This is a genomic window from Paracoccus sp. SSK6 (genome assembly GCF_039770665.1).
Taxonomy (GTDB): domain Bacteria; phylum Pseudomonadota; class Alphaproteobacteria; order Rhodobacterales; family Rhodobacteraceae; genus Paracoccus.
This window is the reverse complement of the sequence record NZ_JBDPNJ010000107.1, coordinates 1-507: the sequence shown is the minus strand read 5'-3', so window position 1 is coordinate 507 and position 507 is coordinate 1. Positions and strand designations below refer to the sequence as shown.

Annotated in this window: 1 protein-coding gene; it reads right to left on the bottom strand. The window is 58.4% G+C overall.

Going from position 1 to position 507, the window contains the following annotated elements; all coding sequences use genetic code 11:
* Positions 1-38: 38 nt before the first annotated feature.
* The coding region (locus AAIL68_RS17605; protein WP_347141077.1) for an IS30 family transposase at positions 39-507 on the bottom strand (469 nt) is incomplete at its 5' end.

The window sequence follows — 507 nt, the reverse complement described above, 5'->3', positions numbered from 1 at the left end:
TGTGAACTCACGCCGAAGCGCAAATTGTTGTTTTTCTTCTATTCCAGTCTGTTTCTGAGAGCCATCAGGTTGCTCTCAAAGACCTCTGCGGGTGTTCGGTAGCCCAGACACTTGCGCGGTGTGGAATTGAGGCTCTGGCAAATCGACCTCAAGTATCGATTTGTCAGAGCCGTCGGTTCGGTCGAGCGGGGCAGGTGCTTTCTCAGCCTGCCATTCGTGTTCTCGACTGTTCCTTTCTGCCATGGTGCCTGCGGATCGCAAAACCAGCTGGCGGCACCGATCCCATCCTTCAGCCGTCGCCATGCCGAGAACTCGGTGCCTCGGTCGAACGTGATCGACTGACGCGCTTCGGCGGGCAGGGGCGCGAGCCCCGCGATCAGCGCTTCCATGATCGGCTCGGAGTGGCGATCCTCATTGCGCATGACAACGGTGAACCGGCTGACCCGCTCGACCAGGGAGGTGACATTCACCTTGCCGTTTTCCTTGCGAAACATCATCAGGTCGCAC